Origin of the sequence: Bacillus sp. NSP9.1, from assembly GCF_000465465.2 — a bacterium.
Classification (GTDB): Bacteria; Bacillota; Bacilli; order Bacillales; family Bacillaceae; genus Bacillus; species Bacillus sonorensis_A.
Window position 1 is genome coordinate 71,735 of sequence record NZ_CP048273.1, and the last position, 18,028, is coordinate 89,762.

13 protein-coding genes, 1 rRNA gene, 3 pseudogenes and 4 other annotated features are annotated in these 18,028 nt (G+C 45.6%); of the genes and pseudogenes, 7 read left to right on the forward strand and 10 right to left on the reverse strand.

The features are described 5' to 3' along the window. Positions 1–15 precede the first annotated feature (15 nt). Positions 16–1,146, forward strand: a complete 1,131-nt coding sequence (locus tag M654_RS00435; RefSeq protein ID WP_026586101.1) for a glycerate kinase — start codon at positions 16–18, stop codon at positions 1,144–1,146. 29 nt (positions 1,147–1,175) lie between these two features. Here the strand turns inward: M654_RS00435 and serS are convergent, their stop codons facing one another. The 5 genes from serS to guaB all read right to left on the reverse strand — a co-directional run bounded on the left by serS (position 1,176) and on the right by guaB (position 7,398). Next, positions 1,176–2,453 carry a serine--tRNA ligase gene (gene serS, locus M654_RS00440; RefSeq protein ID WP_026586100.1) on the reverse strand — a complete coding sequence of 426 codons (1,278 nt, stop codon included), beginning with the start codon at positions 2,451–2,453 and terminating at the stop codon, positions 1,176–1,178. 56 nt (positions 2,454–2,509) lie between these two features. Beyond that, positions 2,510–2,733: a binding site (T-box leader), on the reverse strand. 51 nt (positions 2,734–2,784) lie between these two features. Then, the gene (pdxT, locus tag M654_RS00445) at positions 2,785–3,375 is read right to left on the reverse strand and encodes a pyridoxal 5'-phosphate synthase glutaminase subunit PdxT (protein ID WP_026586099.1); all 591 of its coding nucleotides are present in this window, start codon (positions 3,373–3,375) and stop codon (positions 2,785–2,787) included. A 21-nt stretch (positions 3,376–3,396) separates the two neighbouring features. Next, on the reverse strand, positions 3,397–4,281 hold the full coding sequence (gene pdxS / locus M654_RS00450) for a pyridoxal 5'-phosphate synthase lyase subunit PdxS (protein WP_026586098.1): 885 nt from the start codon (positions 4,279–4,281) through the stop codon (positions 3,397–3,399). Positions 4,282–4,454: 173 nt separating this feature from the next. After that, positions 4,455–5,750 carry a D-alanyl-D-alanine carboxypeptidase family protein gene (locus M654_RS00455; RefSeq protein WP_442858859.1) on the reverse strand — a complete coding sequence of 432 codons (1,296 nt, stop codon included), beginning with the start codon at positions 5,748–5,750 and terminating at the stop codon, positions 4,455–4,457. Positions 5,751–5,931: 181 nt separating this feature from the next. Further along, positions 5,932–7,398, reverse strand: coding sequence for an IMP dehydrogenase (gene guaB / locus M654_RS00460; protein WP_026586096.1), 1,467 nt, complete (start codon positions 7,396–7,398; stop codon positions 5,932–5,934). 120 nt (positions 7,399–7,518) lie between these two features. On the opposite strand from guaB, the pseudogene M654_RS00465 reads away from it, so the two are divergent. Beyond that, positions 7,519–8,497 (forward strand): annotated as a pseudogene (locus M654_RS00465) (YaaC family protein). 17 nt (positions 8,498–8,514) lie between these two features. Here the strand turns inward: M654_RS00465 and rrf are convergent. Further along, a 5S ribosomal RNA gene (gene rrf, locus M654_RS00470) occupies positions 8,515–8,630 on the reverse strand. A 67-nt stretch (positions 8,631–8,697) separates the two neighbouring features. Then, positions 8,698–8,960 (reverse strand) — a sequence feature (23S ribosomal RNA rRNA prediction is too short). A 15-nt stretch (positions 8,961–8,975) separates the two neighbouring features. Continuing rightward, positions 8,976–9,315 (reverse strand) — a sequence feature (most likely nonfunctional fraction of RNA operon). A gap of 580 nt (positions 9,316–9,895) precedes the next feature. Between rrf and M654_RS00475 the strand changes: the two genes are divergently transcribed. Continuing rightward, the gene (locus M654_RS00475; RefSeq protein WP_236251234.1) at positions 9,896–10,474 is read left to right on the forward strand and encodes an urea transporter; all 579 of its coding nucleotides are present in this window, start codon (positions 9,896–9,898) and stop codon (positions 10,472–10,474) included. On the opposite strand, the pseudogene M654_RS00480 reads toward M654_RS00475, so the two are convergent. Further along, a pseudogene (locus M654_RS00480) lies at positions 10,444–10,962 on the reverse strand (preprotein translocase subunit SecY); the annotation flags it as partial. The gene M654_RS00475 and the pseudogene M654_RS00480 sit on opposite strands and share 31 nt — an antisense overlap. Before the next feature lie 138 nt (positions 10,963–11,100). On the opposite strand from M654_RS00480, the gene M654_RS00485 reads away from it, so the two are divergent. The 4 genes and pseudogenes from M654_RS00485 to M654_RS00500 all read left to right on the forward strand — a co-directional run bounded on the left by M654_RS00485 (position 11,101) and on the right by M654_RS00500 (position 12,054). Then, positions 11,101–11,409, forward strand: a complete 309-nt coding sequence (locus M654_RS00485; protein ID WP_236251178.1) for a hypothetical protein — start codon at positions 11,101–11,103, stop codon at positions 11,407–11,409. Continuing rightward, positions 11,366–11,524 (forward strand): annotated as a pseudogene (locus tag M654_RS00490) (alkaline phosphatase); the annotation flags it as partial. The gene M654_RS00485 and the pseudogene M654_RS00490, both read left to right, overlap by 44 nt. Next, positions 11,505–11,723, forward strand: coding sequence for a YaaL family protein (locus M654_RS00495; protein ID WP_163170574.1), 219 nt, complete (start codon positions 11,505–11,507; stop codon positions 11,721–11,723). The pseudogene M654_RS00490 and the gene M654_RS00495, both read left to right, overlap by 20 nt. Before the next feature lie 64 nt (positions 11,724–11,787). After that, on the forward strand, positions 11,788–12,054 hold the full coding sequence (locus M654_RS00500) for a pro-sigmaK processing inhibitor BofA family protein (protein WP_026586113.1): 267 nt from the start codon (positions 11,788–11,790) through the stop codon (positions 12,052–12,054). 317 nt (positions 12,055–12,371) lie between these two features. Further along, positions 12,372–12,792, forward strand: a sequence feature (most likely nonfunctional fraction of RNA operon). Between the two features lie 328 nt (positions 12,793–13,120). Here M654_RS00500 and gyrA read toward each other — a convergent pair. The 3 genes from gyrA to remB form a co-directional block, all read right to left on the reverse strand. Beyond that, on the reverse strand, positions 13,121–15,598 hold the full coding sequence (gene gyrA / locus M654_RS00505; RefSeq protein WP_026589497.1) for a DNA gyrase subunit A: 2,478 nt from the start codon (positions 15,596–15,598) through the stop codon (positions 13,121–13,123). 202 nt (positions 15,599–15,800) lie between these two features. Then, the gene (gyrB, locus tag M654_RS00510) at positions 15,801–17,714 is read right to left on the reverse strand and encodes a DNA topoisomerase (ATP-hydrolyzing) subunit B (protein WP_035428614.1); all 1,914 of its coding nucleotides are present in this window, start codon (positions 17,712–17,714) and stop codon (positions 15,801–15,803) included. A gap of 58 nt (positions 17,715–17,772) precedes the next feature. Beyond that, entirely contained in the window at positions 17,773–18,015 is a 243-nt protein-coding gene (gene remB / locus M654_RS00515) for an extracellular matrix regulator RemB (RefSeq protein WP_026589495.1), read from the reverse strand. Positions 18,016–18,028: the final 13 nt, after the last annotated feature.

The window sequence follows — 18,028 nt, forward strand, 5'->3', positions numbered from 1 at the left end:
AAAGGAGCAGAAGCTATGAAAATCGTGATTGCACCTGATTCATTCAAGGAAAGCATGACATCGCCGGAAGCGGCCGCCAGCATTGAAAAAGGCTTTAAAGCTGTGCTCCCAGATGCCGAATATATTAAAATTCCGGTTGCCGACGGCGGAGAAGGGACCGTTCAGGCTCTGGTTGACGCAACGGGCGGGGAATTGATGTACAAACAGGTGACAGGACCTCTCGGGACACCGGTGAAAGCGGCATACGGGCTTCTCGGAGACGGAAAAACGGCCGTCATTGAAATGGCGGAAGCATCTGGCCTTCACCTCATTCCCCCAGCACAGCGCAACCCGCTCCAGACGACAACAAGAGGAACCGGAGAATTAATCATCGATGCCGTGGAAAAAGGGGCGGCCAAAATCATCATCGGTTTAGGCGGAAGCGCCACAAACGACGGCGGAGCCGGGATGGCCAGCGCACTCGGCGTCAAATTTCTGGACTCGAATGGAAAGGAAATCCGAGATGGAGGCGGAGCGCTTTCTGACATTGCCCGCATTGATGTGAGCGGTCTTGATCCGAAATTAAAACAAATCAAATTTGAAGCGGCTTGTGATGTCGATAATCCGCTGACAGGGCCGCGCGGGGCATCCGCCGTCTTCGGTCCGCAAAAGGGAGCGACTGGTGAAATGGTTGCTCTTTTGGACCAGCATTTGAAACACTATGATGCAATGATCCGAGACGAATTACATCTCGAAGCTGATACACTCCCTGGCGCCGGCGCGGCAGGCGGTCTCGGGGCAGGCTTGTACGCCTTTTTACAAGCTGAATTAAAAAGCGGTGTTGACATTGTCTTGGACACCTTATCTTTTTCAGAACGGATCAAAGGAGCAGACCTTATCATTACAGGCGAAGGAAAAATAGACGGTCAAACCATCTATGGGAAAACACCCGCAGGAATCGCAAAAAGGGCTGTCGCCGCAGGCATCCCCGTCATCGCTTTCGCCGGTTCGCTGGGCGACGGCTGTGAACTCGTTTATGAAAAAGGAATATCAGCTCTTTTCTCGATTGTGCCGGGGATCCAATCCCTTGAGGACTCCCTGGCCAACGGAAGCCTATATTTGGAGCGCTGCGCGCGGAATATCGCTGCGGTATGGTCGCTTAAATAAAAAAGGTGCGTACTTGACGCACCTTTTTCCTATGCTTTAATCACTTCTCTGTTTCCCATATATGGACGCAGCACTTTAGGAATGACGACACTTCCGTCTTCCTGCTGATAATTCTCCAATAATGCGGCGACCGTTCTGCCGACCGCCAGGCCTGAGCCGTTCAGTGTATGGACATGCTCCGGCTTGCCTTTTGCTTCCCTTCTGAATCTGATATTCGCCCGTCTGGCCTGGAAAGCTTCAAAGTTACTGCAAGATGAAATTTCACGATAAGTGTTTTGGCTTGGAATCCATACTTCGATATCGTATTTTTTCGCAGCGGTAAACCCTAGATCGCCCGTACACATGCTCATCACACGATAAGGAAGCTCAAGCAGCTGAAGAACTTTCTCCGCTTGATTTGTCAGTTTTTCAAGCTCTTCATATGAATCCTCAGGCTTCACAAATTTCACCAGTTCAACCTTGTTAAATTGGTGCTGGCGAATCAAACCGCGCGTATCACGGCCGGCTGAGCCTGCTTCTGAACGGAAGCACGCACTGAACGCCGCATAATTGACCGGCAGCTCGTCAGCTGACAAAATTTCATCGCGATGCAGGTTCGTAATCGGCACTTCCGCCGTCGGAATTAAGAAATAATCTTCTTCTCTGATTTTAAAGGCATCTTCCTCAAATTTCGGCAGCTGTCCGGTGCCTGTCATGCTTGCACGGTTCACCATGTACGGCGGGATGACTTCCGTATAGCCGTACTCGTCTACGTGGAGATCAAGCATAAAGTTATACAATGCACGTTCAAGTCTGGCGCCGAGCCCTTTATAGAAAACGAAACGGCTTCCCGTTACCTTGCCGGCCCGCTCAAAATCGAGAATATCCAATTGATCGGCAATATCCCAATGAGGCTTCGCTTCAAACGAAAATTCGGGAAGTTCGCCCCATTTGCGAACTTCCACGTTGTCGTCTTCAGTCTCACCGACCGGAACAGACTCGTGAGGGATGTTCGGAATAGACAGCATGATCTTATCAAGGGAAGACTCGACCGTTCTCAGCTCTTCATCAAGTTTTTTAATGTCTTCACCGACTTCGCGCATTTCTTTAATGAGGTGGTCAGCATCTTTTTTCTCACGCTTTAATGCGGCAACCTGCTGAGATACCTCATTACGCTTTCCTTTCAGCTCTTCCACTTTGACGATCAATTCTCTTCTCTTTGCATCCAATTCCTCAAATTGATCAAAATCTGATAAATCTTCTCCCCTGTGGGCAAGCTTTTGTTTGATTTCCTCAAGATTTGCCCGCAGCAGTTTCACATCAAGCATCTGCCTCGCTCCTTTTTACTGATTTGACCGAAAAAAAGAGCCCTTGTCCCCTAAATATAAGGGACGAGAGCTCTCGCGTTGCCACCCTGATTGAAAACAGGACAGTGCCGTTCCTGTTTTCCGCTTCCTTTTGATAACGGTCTCCCGTAAATGCCTACTTTTAAGTTTGTTCAGCATTTCGCTCAAGGATGGATTCGGACAGCATCTTTCACCGATTCGCACCAACCATCGGCTCTCTTGGAAAGAGCGGCTTCCTACTGCTTCCTGTCAACGCTTTTCGATCTATTTTGTCTTATAAATGTACTACAAGTTTTCACAGCTTTCAACCGTTTTATACGACGGCTTCCTGTCTGTGTTTTTCCGCCATCTCAATGAACAGCTTTGTCATTCTGTGGTCATCCGTCAGCTCCGGATGGAACGAACAGCCGAGGAGATGTCCCTGTTTGGCTGCGACAATTCTTCCGTCATGCTCTGAAAGCACTTCGACATCAGCGCCGGCTTCCAAAATGTGCGGGGCGCGGATAAATACGCCTGTGAACGGTTCTTCCAGTCCTTTAACGGTTAAATCTGCCTCAAAGCTGTCGACTTGCCTTCCAAAGGAATTCCGCTCTACCGTTACATCCAGAATCCCGAGGTGAGCATCATCAGACCCGGCGATTTTTTTTGCAAGGATAATCAGGCCCGCACAAGTTCCAAACATCGGCTTTCCGGATGCGGCGAACTCCTGAAGAGGCTGCATGAACTGATACGTATCGATGAGGCGCCTCATCGTCGTGCTTTCGCCGCCAGGCAAAATCAAACCGTCGATTTCCTTTAGTTCTTCCGGCCATTTAATGACTTTTCCGGCCGCTCCGCATGCTTCAATTGAGCGAATATGTTCCCTTACTGCTCCCTGAAGTCCAAGTACACCAATTGTCAGCATGTCAATCCGTCTCCTTCATACTTACCAGCCGCGCTCTTGCATACGCTGTTCTGGCAGCAGATTTGAGATTTCGATACCTTTCATAGCCGTTCCAAGCTCTTTTGAAAGCTCGGCAATCAGCTTGTAATCTGTATAATGCGTCGTCGCTTCAACGATCGCTTTCGCAAATTTAGCAGGATTGTCAGATTTGAAAATACCTGATCCTACGAATACGCCATCTGCGCCGAGTTCCATCATTAACGCGGCATCAGCCGGTGTTGCCACACCGCCGGCAGCGAAGTTGACAACCGGAAGACGTCCTTCCGCTTTAATTTGCTTCAACAGCTCATAAGGAGCGCCGAGATTTTTCGCTTCTGTCATCAGCTCATCATCACTCATGCCAACGACTTTGCGCACTTGCGCGTTCACTTTTCTCATATGGCGGACGGCTTCAACGATGTTGCCTGTTCCAGGCTCACCTTTTGTCCGCAGCATGGAAGCTCCTTCTGCGATCCGGCGCGTCGCTTCTCCCAGGTCACGGCAGCCGCACACGAAAGGAACAGTGTATTCATTTTTATTTAAATGAAATTCTTCATCCGCAGGAGTCAAAACTTCACTTTCATCAATATAGTCAACGCCAAGAGCTTCGAGAACACGCGCTTCAACGATATGTCCGATACGGGCTTTCGCCATGACCGGAATTGAAACGGCGTTCATGACTTCTTCGACAATTGTCGGGTCAGCCATACGGGCAACACCGCCGGCCGCACGAATATCAGCCGGAACGCGTTCCAGCGCCATAACGGCGACAGCTCCTGCTTCTTCTGCGATTTTTGCTTGTTCGGCATTGACAACGTCCATAATGACGCCGCCTTTCTGCATTTCTGCCATACCGCGTTTTACACGATCAGTACCTGTTTGAGCCATTTCAAGGATCCTCCTAATCAATGATAGAATGTTCAGATTTAATCTTATTGTATCCTATAATTCCACAAAATCATATGGAAAAACACGAAGATTATTTCTATTTTAAACACAAATCGTTAGGGTTGTACATATGATATGACAATAAAGAGCCCTAATTATAGAGCTCTTTACCATTAAAACCAGCCGGTTACCATTTCAACGATATTGTTCCAAATACCGGCGAAAAATCCGCCGATGCTCCGCATCGTTAAAATAAACCAGTTTGCTTTCTCATCGTCTTCTTTTGTCACTAAATGAACGCCTGATACATCGCTGCCGATAAAGCCGTAATCCTTTTCTTCTCCCTTATAAACTGCCGTTAAGGTTCCGACTTTTTCGCCTTTTTTCACAGGCGCGGTCAGTTCGTCTTTGTTCAGCGTGACTTTTGCCTTATAATTCTTTTCTTCTCCGTTTTTCACAGGCATTGAAAAGGCTTTTTCAGTGACGATGCCGACTTCTGTTTCCTTACCTTTGTCGACTTTGATCGTTTCATTGCCTTTCACCTGTTCGCCTTTTCCGTAAAACTCTTTCATTGTGAAATGTTTAAAGGCATAATTCAACATTTTTTTCGTTTCTTTAAAACGGCCGGTATGTAGGTCGCCTTTTGCATTGAGAACGACGGAAATCACGCGCATACCATTTCTTTTGGCCGTCGCAGTGAAGCATGAACCGGCAGAATCTGTTGATCCGGTTTTCAGCCCGTCAACACCATCATATTCTGCAACAAGGCCTTTGAGCATGAAGTTCCAGTTCGGCATGTCCATTTCATCGTCTGTGCCTTCTCTGAACTTCGTCTTTGCAATGCTCGCCGTGTCGAGGATTTCAGGATAGTCATTCACTAAATGATCGGCAAGAAGCGCCATGTCTCTTGCTGATAATTCATTTTCTTCATCAGGGCTCGTTCCTTTCGGATGTTTGCCGTGAAGATCTTTGTTTTCCAAGCCTGTAGCATTTACGAATTTGTAGTTTTTCATGCCCAGTTCTTTCGCTTTTTTGTTCATAAGCTCTACAAAGTTGGATTCAGAGCCGGCAATGATTTCTGCAAGTGCGATAGCCGCTCCGTTGGCGGAATAGATCGCTGTCGCCTGATAAAGCTCTTTTACCGTATATGAGCCGTCTTTGCGAAGAGGGACATTTGATAATGAACGATCCTGGGAAATTTCATACACATAATCATCTGGTGTATACTTTTGATCCCATTTTACTTTGCCGTCGTGGATCGCTTCCAAAAGAAGATACTCCGTCATCATTTTGGCCATGCTGGCAACGGGAAGACGCTGATCCGCGTTTTTACTGTACAAAATTTTACCTGAAGACGCTTCTATCAATATTGCTGCTTTTGCATCTACGTTGATTGGATCATTTGCAGCTTTTGCTTTTGACATTGGAGAAAATGCCCCCACAGCCACCGCAAAAGCAACGACAAACATGATCAGCTGCTTAAATCTCTTGGTTTTCAAATCTTGATACCTCCGCTTTTCATCAGACTAAAATCTATATCAAAGCCTTAAAGCATTTTTTAAACACAACATTATAAATTTTATCATAATAAAGCAAAAAAAAATAGACAGAGTATGCCTCTGTCTACAGTTTAATATTTGTCATATTTGATTAGGAAATGGTATAGTTAGGCGATTCTTTGGTAATTTGCACATCGTGAGGATGGCTTTCCCGCAGTCCCGCACCTGTCATGCGGATGAATTGCGCATCTTCTCTCAGCGCATTCAAATCTTTTGTTCCGCAGTAGCCCATACCGGATTTGAGGCCGCCGACAAGCTGATAAACCGTATCAGCTACAGGGCCTTTGTAAGGAGTCCGGCCCTCAATGCCTTCAGGGACAAACTTCTTATTTTCTTCTTGGAAGTAGCGGTCTTTGCTTCCCTTTTCCATCGCGGCGACAGAACCCATGCCGCGGTATACTTTAAAGCGTCGGCCTTGGAAAATTTCCGTCTCGCCCGGGCTTTCAGATGTACCGGCAAGGAGGCTTCCAAGCATAACCGCATGTCCTCCGGCAGCCAGTGCCTTCACAATATCTCCGGAATACTTGATACCGCCGTCTGCAATAATGGCCGCACCGTGTTTTCTCGCTTCAGTCGCACAGTCATAAACCGCAGTCACCTGCGGAACACCGACACCAGCCACAACACGGGTTGTACAAATAGATCCCGGTCCGATACCGACTTTGACAACATTTGCGCCGGCTTCAATCAGCGCTTTTGTGCCTTCGGCAGTTGCGACGTTTCCGGCAATGATGTTCAATTCCGGATAAGTGTCACGGATTTTTCTGACTGTATCAAGAACACCTTGGGAATGCCCGTGCGCCGTATCGACGACAATGACATCGACATTGGCTTCAACAAGCTTTCTGACACGCGTCATCGTATCGCCGGTCACTCCGACAGCGGCGCCTACAAGCAGACGTCCGTGAACATCCTTTGCTGAATTCGGGAACTCAATCACTTTTTCGATATCTTTGATCGTGATAAGTCCTTTTAAAACACCTTGATCATCTAAAAGAGGGAGTTTTTCGATTTTATATTTCTGAAGAATTTTTTCAGCTTCATCCAATGTAGTGCCGACAGGAGCTGTGACAAGCTCTTCTTTTGTCATCACATCGCTGATTTTCATAGAGTAGTCAGAAATAAATCGGAGATCGCGGTTTGTAATAATTCCAACGAGTTTTTGATCTTCGGTGTTGTCAACGATCGGTACACCGGAAATTCTGTATTTGCCCATTAAGTGCTCTGCATCAAAAACCTGGTGTTCAGGTGTCAGGAAAAATGGATTCGTAATAACGCCGCGCTCTGAACGTTTTACTTTGTCAACCTGTTCTGCCTGCTGTTCAATTGACATGTTTTTATGGATGATGCCCATTCCGCCCTGTCTTGCCATCGCGATGGCCATTTGAGCTTCTGTGACAGTATCCATACCTGCACTGATAATTGGAACATTCAGCTTAAGTGATGAAGTAAGCTCTACCGATAAATCGACGTCGCGCGGAAGAACTTCCGATTTCGCCGGAACAAGCAGTACATCATCAAATGTTAAGCCTTCTTTTGAAAATTTGCTTTCCCACATAGTAAATCCCCCTCTTTTCGGCAAAATATTATATGTAGATTATCAATATGAAAACCGACTGTCAAGAAAGCGGAAAACAGTTGTAATTTTTAGAAAATAACCATGAGGGGAGCGGAGTTCATGCAAAATAAAGGATGGAAGGAATTAGAGCTGTTTTACTCCATCGAAACCTCCCAAAACTTTCTTGAGCTGGTATATAAAAATCAAGAAATGGAGGATCCCAAACGAAATTCGTATAAAAATGGAGAGCGGTTTATTTTTTTTCTTTAAACATGCCGAAGCCTTTTATAAGCAAGCTGAGATTGCATCGCTGGAAATTAAGCCGATCCTATTGTTTTACGGAATGGCTCAGCTGCTGAAAGCCTGCCTGTTAACGACAGATCCTTCATATCCAAGCCATACTTCAGTGCTTGCCCATGGTGTCACCACCAGAAAACGAAAAAAACAAAATTACCGTTTTTATGAGGATGAAGTGAAAATCCAACGAAATGGCCTATGCATGCATGTCATCAAATCTCTTTTTCAGTTGGAAGGCTTGGAAGATGAACGTTTTAGCATGAAACAGCTCTTGGCGAAAATTCCGGAAATCAATAAAGTTCTCTTATTTCAAAGAAAAGAAAATCCCTTGATGAAAGCGGTAGTTCAAGGAAACCGCATCTGGCTGCCGGAAGGTATCGCCAATGCTTACAACATGTCAGCGGAACGGTTTATCGAACATGTCGAATATCATTTGAACTGGACTTTTCAGCAAAAAAACAAGGGCTGTTTAGGTTTTTCTTCAGAGCAAAAAGAAGTGCATCCAAGCACTTCGACCAGCCTGCTGTTCGATTTAGAAAGCGAAACCTATTTCTTCCCGGCCGAACGCGACCGCTTTTTAAAGCTTCCGGAAATATTGATTCATTATTTGATCGCTTACAATCTCAGCATGATTGCCAGATATGAAACGGAGTGGTGGTATGACCTTCTCCTTCAATGTGCAAGCGACGACTATGTCATCATTCAGCAGTTTTTACATATAGCTGAAACGAAATTTCCCTTTTATATCGCTCAGCTCCTTTTGCAAAAAAGACACCATAACAAAAAAGACCAGCTTATTTAAAGCTGGTCTTTTACATTGCTTGGCGGCGTCCTACTCTCACAGGGGGAAGCCCCCAACTACCATCGGCGCTGAAGAGCTTAACTTCCGTGTTCGGCATGGGAACGGGTGTGACCTCTTCGCTATCGCCACCAAACCTTATTTGAGAGGTGTTCTCTCAAAACTAGATAACGGTGTCGTAAGACATTCATTTGGTTAAGCCCTCGATCGATTAGTATCTGTCAGCTCCATGTGTAGCCACACTTCCACCTCAGACCTATCAACCTGATCATCTTTCAGGGATCTTACTTCCTTAACGGAATGGGAAATCTCATCTTGAGGGGGGCTTCATGCTTAGATGCTTTCAGCACTTATCCCGTCCGCACATAGCTACCCAGCGATGCCCTTGGCAGAACAACTGGTACACCAGCGGTGCGTCCATCCCGGTCCTCTCGTACTAAGGACAGCTCCTCTCAAATTTCCTACGCCCGCGACGGATAGGGACCGAACTGTCCCACGACGTTCTGAACCCAGCTCGCGTACCGCTTTAATGGGCGAACAGCCCAACCCTTGGGACCGACTACAGCCCCAGGATGCGATGAGCCGACATCGAGGTGCCAAACCTCCCAGTCGATGTGGACTCTTGGGGGAGATAAGCCTGTTATCCCCGGGGTAGCTATGTGCGGACGGGATAAGTGCTGAAAGCATCTAAGCATGAAGCCCCCCTCAAGATGAGATTTCCCATTCCGTTAAGGAAGTAAGATCCCTGAAAGATGATCAGGCTGATAGGTCTGAGGTGGAAGTGTGGCGACACATGGAGCTGACAGATACTAATCGATCGAGGGCTTATAAGAGAGAGGATGGCATGCATCACTGTTAGAATAAGATCGGAGGGCTCTTTGCATCAACAAGAAAAGAGTGTGCTTTATGGTCCGGCTGTTTTGATATTCCCACAATATATAAAAACCCACTCTATAAGTGGGTTTTTATATTAAGATCATTCTTCATCTTCATAGAAACCAAACAATTTCTCTTCTTCATATTCATATTTCCGACCTGACAGCGCCTAAAAATCAAGTGTTTCCTGCCTGTTGTGCAAAGAGACAACTGCCAAAAAACCATGCTGGAAACCATTGGATTTACCTTCACAAATACAGGATAAGATTGGCCACCTGTTATTCAAACTGAAAATATACTTGATTCCCCGCTTCCATTTGAAATGAGTATATCATTTCTTACATATATGTCAATTTATATATTTAAAAATTTACATATGATATACTGTAGATATTTAAGTTGAAAAGAAGGAGATGATACATGATGCAAAAAAACAAGCATCATTTATTAAGCGAGGGGGTGTTTTTCCCTTTAATAACAGCTTCTCTCAAAGGCATCTCTCAAGTCATCCTGATTGAGAATGTAATGACCGGCTTTCTAATTCTGATAGCCATCACTGTTTCTTCTTATTATTTAGGCATAATTGCTCTGTTGTCCGCTATTATCGGCACCTTAGCAGGGAAATTGGGGGCGGCAGATGAAAAGAATATAAATCAGGGTTTGTTAGGATATAATTCTGTGTTAACTGGAATGGCATTGGCATCATTCTTAACTGGCCCTTACATGTGGCTTATCGCTTTAATTGGGGCAGCCGCAGCAGCCATCTTCACAGCCGCCATGATGCATTTTACGAAAAGAACCGAAGTTCCAATTCTTACATTCCCCTTTGTTATCCTGACATGGTTTATATTATTAGCTTCATACAAATTAAAAGGGATTAGATTAAGTTCTGCCCTGGTACCTCAGGATTTAACACACTGGGAACTAAAGACAGCAGGTGAAGTCAATTTAATAGACGGGGTCTTTCATGGAATTGGACAAGTATTTTTTCTTAGTAACACAGTATCTGGGATTTTAGTATTCCTCGCCGTATGTTGGGCAGGAAGAAAACTAGGACTATATACAGTTATCGGAAATGCAGTTGCTATCATCAGTGCTGCATAGATCGCCATTCCAACCGGATGCGTGTAATCAAACGTTTTTTGGATCCAGTTCGTCACATCGTTGGTACCAAAGAATGAAGCCACGGTCCGCGGTGTAATGATAAACGAAACAGCAAAGATAACCGGAATAACACCCGCCGGGTTAACCTTCAGCGGCAAGTGTGTTGACTGACCGCCAGGAACCGGTGAACGGCCTGAACCTTTCGCATATTGAATTGAGATTTTTCTTACTGCCTGTTGGATAAAAATCACGCCAACGACAATCGCCACAATCGCAACCAATATGATGACAACCTTTAAGATTTGCAAGAACAACTGATCTCCAGCGTCTGTAAACTGCTGAGCGTAGATCTGATTGACCGTCTGCGGAATACCGGCAACGATACCGGCGAAGATGATAATCGATATTCCATTACCAACTCCATGGGACGTAATTTGTTCTCCCAGCCACATTAAAAAAGCAGTTCCGGCAGTCAGCACAATCGCAATGGTCCAAAATCAATGGACAAAGCGGTTCCATTGAAAAAGTGGATGAAAGCGCCCGCCTGCTCGGAGAAATGGTCGAACGGATGAACGGGATGATCAAGCGGTTTAAACTGTGATGTTTCAATGAAATGGGAGGTTTTCATGTTGACAGCAAATTTGAAAAGAGGACTGTTTGCGCTCGTCTTGTTCGGCCTGCTGTTCGCCGCAGCGGGGTGCTCGTTCAATACTGTGCAAAAGAGTGCTGAAAAAGAGGAAAAAGTAAAGCTGACTGCCGATTCTGACAAATTATATGTCGGCTTTGCGATCGACACGCTGAAAGAAGAGCGCTGGTACAAAGACAAAGCGGCATTTGAAAAAGAGGTGGAAACCCTCGGCGGAGAAGTCAAAACGCTCGCGGCAAACGGGAATCAAGATGACGAAAAAATCGATTCAGACGCTGTCCAAGGATAAAGACGGTTTCTTCTTATTCGTTGAAGGCAGCAAGCCGGACTGGGCGGCGCATCAAAATGATCCGATCGGCATCATCAGCGATGTCCTGGCATTTGATGACGCGGTCAAAGAAGCTTAGAAAAGAATTTGATAACAAGCTGGTTGAACAGCTGATGCAGCAAAAAGAGGAATGGAACAGGCAACAGCGGCTGATTGAAAACAGCCTTGAGCCTTCCGCTGAAGTCCTCTACGAGTTGAAAGTAGCTGAAGCAAAGTACTTTTTTTATTTGCGGGAAGCCAAAAAAAGAAACTTAAGAATCGGCGGATGGAAGTAGCAGGTCTATTTACGTGAATCTCTTCATATGCTTGTACTAGAAAAGGTGAGGAGTGAGAGAGTTCGTGGGATCTGTTATCATTATCGGGGCAATTGCGGCTTTGGTTGCCCTGCTGTTTTTTTCAAAGACCGCCTTTAAACCTTTAAAATGGATCGGGACGATTGCCGTTCGATTGATCATCGGCGCCCTGTTGTTGTTTTGTGTAAATCTGTTTGGAGAAAGCATTGGCATTCATGTGCCGATTAATATTGTGACAACGGGGGTCAGCGGATTATTAGGTGTACCGGGGGTAGCGGCTCTCATCGTAATTAAACAATTTATCGCTGTTTAAATTATTGTTGACATCTGTTCTTAAAGGTGTTAAATTTATATTCGTCGCTAATGACGAATTATTTTTTTTTTTGAAAAAAGTTATTGACGACACATCAGATTGATGTTAATATATTATAGTCGCTTCGAGAGAGGCAACGAAGTTCTTTGAAAACTAAACAAGACAAAACGTACCTGTTCATTCATTTTTATAAATCGCACATGCGAGTGTGCGTAGTCATTATCAAACAGGCCTGCACGATGCAGGTCACACAGACTCATCTGTGTTCCATTTATGGAGAGTTTGATCCTGGCTCAGGACGAACGCTGGCGGCGTGCCTAATACATGCAAGTCGAGCGGACCGATGGGAGCTTGCTCCCTGAGGTTAGCGGCGGACGGGTGAGTAACACGTGGGTAACCTGCCTGTAAGACTGGGATAACTCCGGGAAACCGGGGCTAATACCGGATGCTTGATTGAACCGCATGGTTCAATCATAAAAGATGGCTTCGGCTATCACTTACAGATGGACCCGCGGCGCATTAGCTAGTTGGTGAGGTAATGGCTCACCAAGGCGACGATGCGTAGCCGAAGCCATCTTTTATGATTGAACCATGCGGTTCAATCAAGCATCCGGTATTAGCCCCGGTTTCCCGGAGTTATCCCAGTCTTACAGGCAGGTTACCCACGTGTTACTCACCCGTCCGCCGCTAACCTCAGGGAGCAAGCTCCCGTCGGTCCGCTCGACTTGCATGTATTAGGCACGCCGCCAGCGTTCGTCCTGAGCCAGGATCAAACTCTCCATGAAAAGTTTGATAATGACTACGCACACTCGCATGTGCGATTTATAAAAATGAATTAACAGGTACGTTTTGTCTTGTTTAGTTTTCAAAGAACTTCGTTGCCGCTCTCAAGGCGACCACTTAAATATAACATTTAATAGACAAGCGGTCAACACTTTTTTTCGAAAAGTTTTTATTAGCTTTTATATAAGCGACCAAGAAGTATTATAACACATGATGCATTTATCGAAAAGACCTTATAACGAATAAGGCAATAAAAAAATGCAGCCCGCAGGCTGCATTTCATTTATGATTCATCCGCTTCATTTTCTTCTGATTCAGTCGCGGCTTCTTCTTCATCTTTTTCGACTAAGGCTACTGTCGCTACATGCTCCTGTTCACCCAATCTAATGAGGCGAACCCCCTGTGTTACACGGCCGGTAATGGAAATATCGTTAATATCCATCCGGATGATCACTCCGCTGGCGGTGATGATCATCAAATCTTCTTCTCCTCTCGTTGCTTTAACTGTCACAAGAGAACCGTTGTTTTCCGTGATTTTGCAGGTTTTCAGCCCTTTTCCTCCACGGCTTTGAGTTCTGTACTCAGAAGCAGGTGTCAGTTTTCCATACCCTTTTTCCGTGACGATCAATACATGAGAGTCTTCTTCTAAAATCTCCATACCGACAACCATATCATCATCTGTCAGTGTGATTCCTTTCACACCGGCTGCGGTTCTTCCCATCTGCCTTACATCGGTTTCAGGGAATCTGATGAGCAGACCGTTTTTCGTTCCGATAATGATTTGTTTATTCCCATCAGTCAGACGCACGGCCATCAATTCATCTTCATCGCGGAGACTTAAGGCAATCAAGCCGTTGTTGCGGATATTTGCGAATTGAGACAGCGGCGTGCGCTTGGAGATGCCGTGTTTTGTCGTAAAGAACAGGTATGACTCTTCATCAAACTCGGACACCGGAATAATCGCGTTGATCCATTCCCCTTTTTCTACTTCCAGCAGGTTAATGATCGGAATTCCCTTTGCCGTTCGGCCGAATTCAGGAATTTCATATCCCTTGGCACGATATACCTTCCCTTTGTTTGAGAAGAAGAGAATCGTATCATGCGTAGATGTGGAGATCAGGTGCTCAACGAAGTCATCTTCGTTTGTCCCCATACCTTGAATTCCTTTTCCGCCCCGTTTCTGGCTGCGGTAAGTAGAAGAAGGAAGACGTTTGATGTATCCGTTATGAGTCAATGTGACAACGATGTTTTCTCTCGTAATGAGATCTTCGTCTTCAATGGTTTCAAGGCCTGATGTCACGATCTCTGTACGGCGTTCATCATTAAAACGCTCTTTAATTTCCGTCAGTTCCTCACGGATGATTTCAAGAACTTTTTCTTCGTCCGCTAAGATCCCTTTCAATTCTGCGATCAGTTTGATTAAGTCTTGGTATTCCTCTTCAATTTTTTCGCGCTCCAGTCCTGTTAACCGCTGGAGACGCATGTCCAAAATGGCTTGCGCTTGTTTTTCGGTCAATGAGAATTTCTCGATTAACCCGTTTTTCGCAATTTCAGCCGTTTGTGAATTTCTGATTAAGGAAATGACTTCATCAAGATGATCAAGAGCGACTCTTAAGCCTTCGAGAATATGGGCTCTTGCTTCGGCTTTGCGAAGTTCGAATGCCGTACGCCTTCTGATCACGACTTTTTGATGATCGAGATAATGCTCGAGACACTGCTTTAAACTCAAGACTTTCGGCTGTCCATCGACGAGCGCTAAAAGATTGATCCCAAATGATGTTTGAAGTGCCGTCTGCTTGTACAAATTATTTAACAGAACATTTGCATTTGCGTCTCGTCTCAGCTCGATGACGATCCTCATGCCGTTTCGGTCTGATTCATCACGGAGATCTGTTATCCCTTCGATTTTCTTATCGCGGACAAGATCGGCGATTTTTTCGATCAGTTTCGCTTTATTCACCTGATAAGGTATTTCCGTAATAATGATGACCTGTTTGCCGGAGGATGTTTCTTCGATTTGAGCCTTTGCCCGAATCGTGATCGAACCTCTTCCTGTTTCATAAGCTTTGCGGATTCCGCTTCTGCCCATGATCAGCCCTGCTGTCGGGAAATCCGGTCCCGGAATGATGTCCATCAACTCCGGAAGCGTGATTTCAGGGTTTTTACTGACGGCTAAAACCCCGTCAATAATCTCACCAAGCTGATGTGGCGGGATATTCGTCGCCATACCTACCGCAATCCCGGCAGCTCCGTTGACCAGCAGGTTTGGAAATCTGGCAGGCATGACAACCGGTTCTTTTTCAGACCCGTCATAGTTGTCCTGATAATCGATCGTATCTTTATTAATGTCTCGCAGGATTTCCATGGATATTTTCGACATTCTTGCTTCTGTATAACGCATGGCCGCAGCGGAGTCGCCGTCGACAGAACCGAAGTTTCCATGGCCTTGAACAAGCATATACCGATAGTTAAAATCCTGCGCCATTCTGACCATGGCTTCATAAACGGCAGAGTCACCATGCGGGTGATATTTACCGATGACTTCGCCGACGATCCGCGCCGATTTTTTGTATGGCTTGTCACTTGTCATCCCAAGGTCGTTCATCGCGTACAATATTCTTCTATGCACCGGCTTCAGACCGTCCCTTACATCCGGAAGGGCCCGCGAAACAATAACACTCATGGCATAGTCTAAGAAAGACGTGCGCATTTCCTGACTGATATTGATTTCCTGGACTTGGGGCTTTTGTTGTTCACTCATTAAAAAACCTCCCTGGAGAATATACATGAGTTGTGTGGGAGTAGAATTGCATTTATACTCTTCAACGAATTAGGCTATTCTCCATTATATCAATAATCTTAATTTTATACACATTAAATTGCGGGAATGTTATAGGATCCGCCTGCTCATATTCTAGAAAAGACCTTATTTCAGGTTGAGTGAAAATAAGGTCTTATCTGCATTAGATATCCAAGTTCTTTACATAACGTGCATTTTCTTCAATGAAGTTCCGCCGCGGTTCCACTTTGTCTCCCATGAGCATTTCAAAGGTTTCATCAGCATCAATCGCGTCTTTTAGCGTCACTTGAAGCAATGTTCGCGTTTCAGGATCCATCGTCGTTTCCCACAGCTGTGTCGCGTTCATTTCTCCCAACCCTTTATAGCGCTGAAGTCCAGGCTTAGGGGTTTGCGGAAGCTCTTTTAAAATGTCTTCGAGCTGCTGGTCGTTATACGCATATTCGACGCGTTTGCCCTGCTGTATTTTGTAAAGCGGCGGCTGTGCGATGTAGACATATCCCTGCTCAATAATCTGCCGCATGTAGCGGTAGAAAAAGGTCAAGAGCAGCGTTCTGATGTGGGCGCCGTCGACATCGGCATCCGTCATGATGACGACCTTATGATAACGCGCTTTTTCAAGGTTGAAATCTTCGCCGATTCCCGTACCAAGCGCAGTGATCATTGACCGGACTTCATTGTTGGACAAAATTTTATCAAGACGGGCTTTTTCGACGTTTAAAATTTTACCTCTAAGCGGTAAAATCGCTTGGAAATGACGATCCCGGCCTTGTTTAGCTGAGCCGCCCGCCGAGTCACCCTCAACGATATAGAGCTCGGAAATCGACGGATCTTTAGAAGAACAGTCGGCCAGTTTACCAGGCAGATTGGAGACTTCCAGAGCGCTTTTTCGCCGCGTCAGTTCGCGCGCTTTTTTGGCCGCCATCCGCGCTCTTGCCGCCATGACCCCTTTTTCAACGATTTTTTTCGCCGAATCCGGGTTTTCCAGCAGGAATGTTTCCAATGCTTCTGAAAACAAGGCGTCTGTTATCGTGCGGGCTTCAGAATTGCCGAGCTTTGTTTTCGTTTGCCCTTCAAATTGCGGATCCGGATGTTTGATGGAAATGATCGCTGTCAACCCTTCACGGACATCTTCACCGCTTAAATTCGGATCGTTTTCTTTGAAAATCCCATTCTTTCTGGCGTAATCATTGATGACGCGGGTCAAGCCTGTTTTAAACCCGGCTTCATGCGTTCCGCCTTCATACGTATGAATGTTATTGGCAAATGAATAGATGTTGCTTGTGTAGCTGTCATTGTACTGGAGCGCTACTTCGATCGTGATGCCGTCTTTTGATCCTTCAATGTAGACAGGCTCCTCATGGATCACTTCCCGTGAGCGGTTTAAGTGCTCAACATAGCTTTTAATTCCGCCTTCATAGCAATACTCATTCTTCCGTTCTTTTCCTTCGCGCGTATCTTCAATCGTGATTTTGACGCCTTTTGTCAAAAAGGCAAGCTCACGAACGCGAGTGGCAAGTGTATCGTAGTCATATTCGATTGTTTCTGTGAATATTTCCGGATCAGGAGCGAAGTGTGTGGTCGTTCCCGTTTTGTCGGTCTCGCCGATCACCTTCAAATCAGCTTTTGGAACGCCCCGTTCAAATTCTTGATAATGGATCTTTCCGTCCCTGTAAACCGTTACATCCAACTCGGTTGAAAGGGCGTTAACGACAGAAGCCCCCACGCCGTGCAAACCGCCGGAAACCTTATATCCGCTTCCGTCGAATTTACCTCCGGCGTGCAGGACCGTCATGATGACTTCGACAGCCGGACGGCCCATTTTTTCATGGATGCCGACCGGGATGCCCCGCCCGTTGTCTTTTACCGTGATGCTGTTATCTTTCTCAATGACAACATTGATTTCAGTGCAGTAACCGGCCAAAGCTTCATCGATGCTGTTATCGACGATTTCCCATACGAGATGGTGCAGACCTTTGCCGCTTGTTGACCCGATGTACATTCCCGGTCTTTTTCGAACGGCTTCCAATCCCTCTAGAACCTGTATCTGATTTTCATCATAATTGTTATGCTGTTCCATTGCCACGCACATTCACCTACACTTTTCTCAAAACTAATAAATTTATAGTAAAGATTCTTTAAGAATCGTTTTCCGGCTTGGATTGCGCCCGTTTTTTCAACGTGCCTGAGGCTAAAGGAGAAAAATAAATCGATTGCACTGTGACAACAATTGATTTCGGTGTTCCGTTGGAAGAGACAATCCGCTTTTTTTGTTTCGTCAAAAATTCATCAACAATCGGAGATGCCTTTGCCTTATAATCAAAAATTGCCACAATTTCACGTGTTGAGACCACAAAGTCATCACCTAAATGGATATACAATCCCTCACCCCAT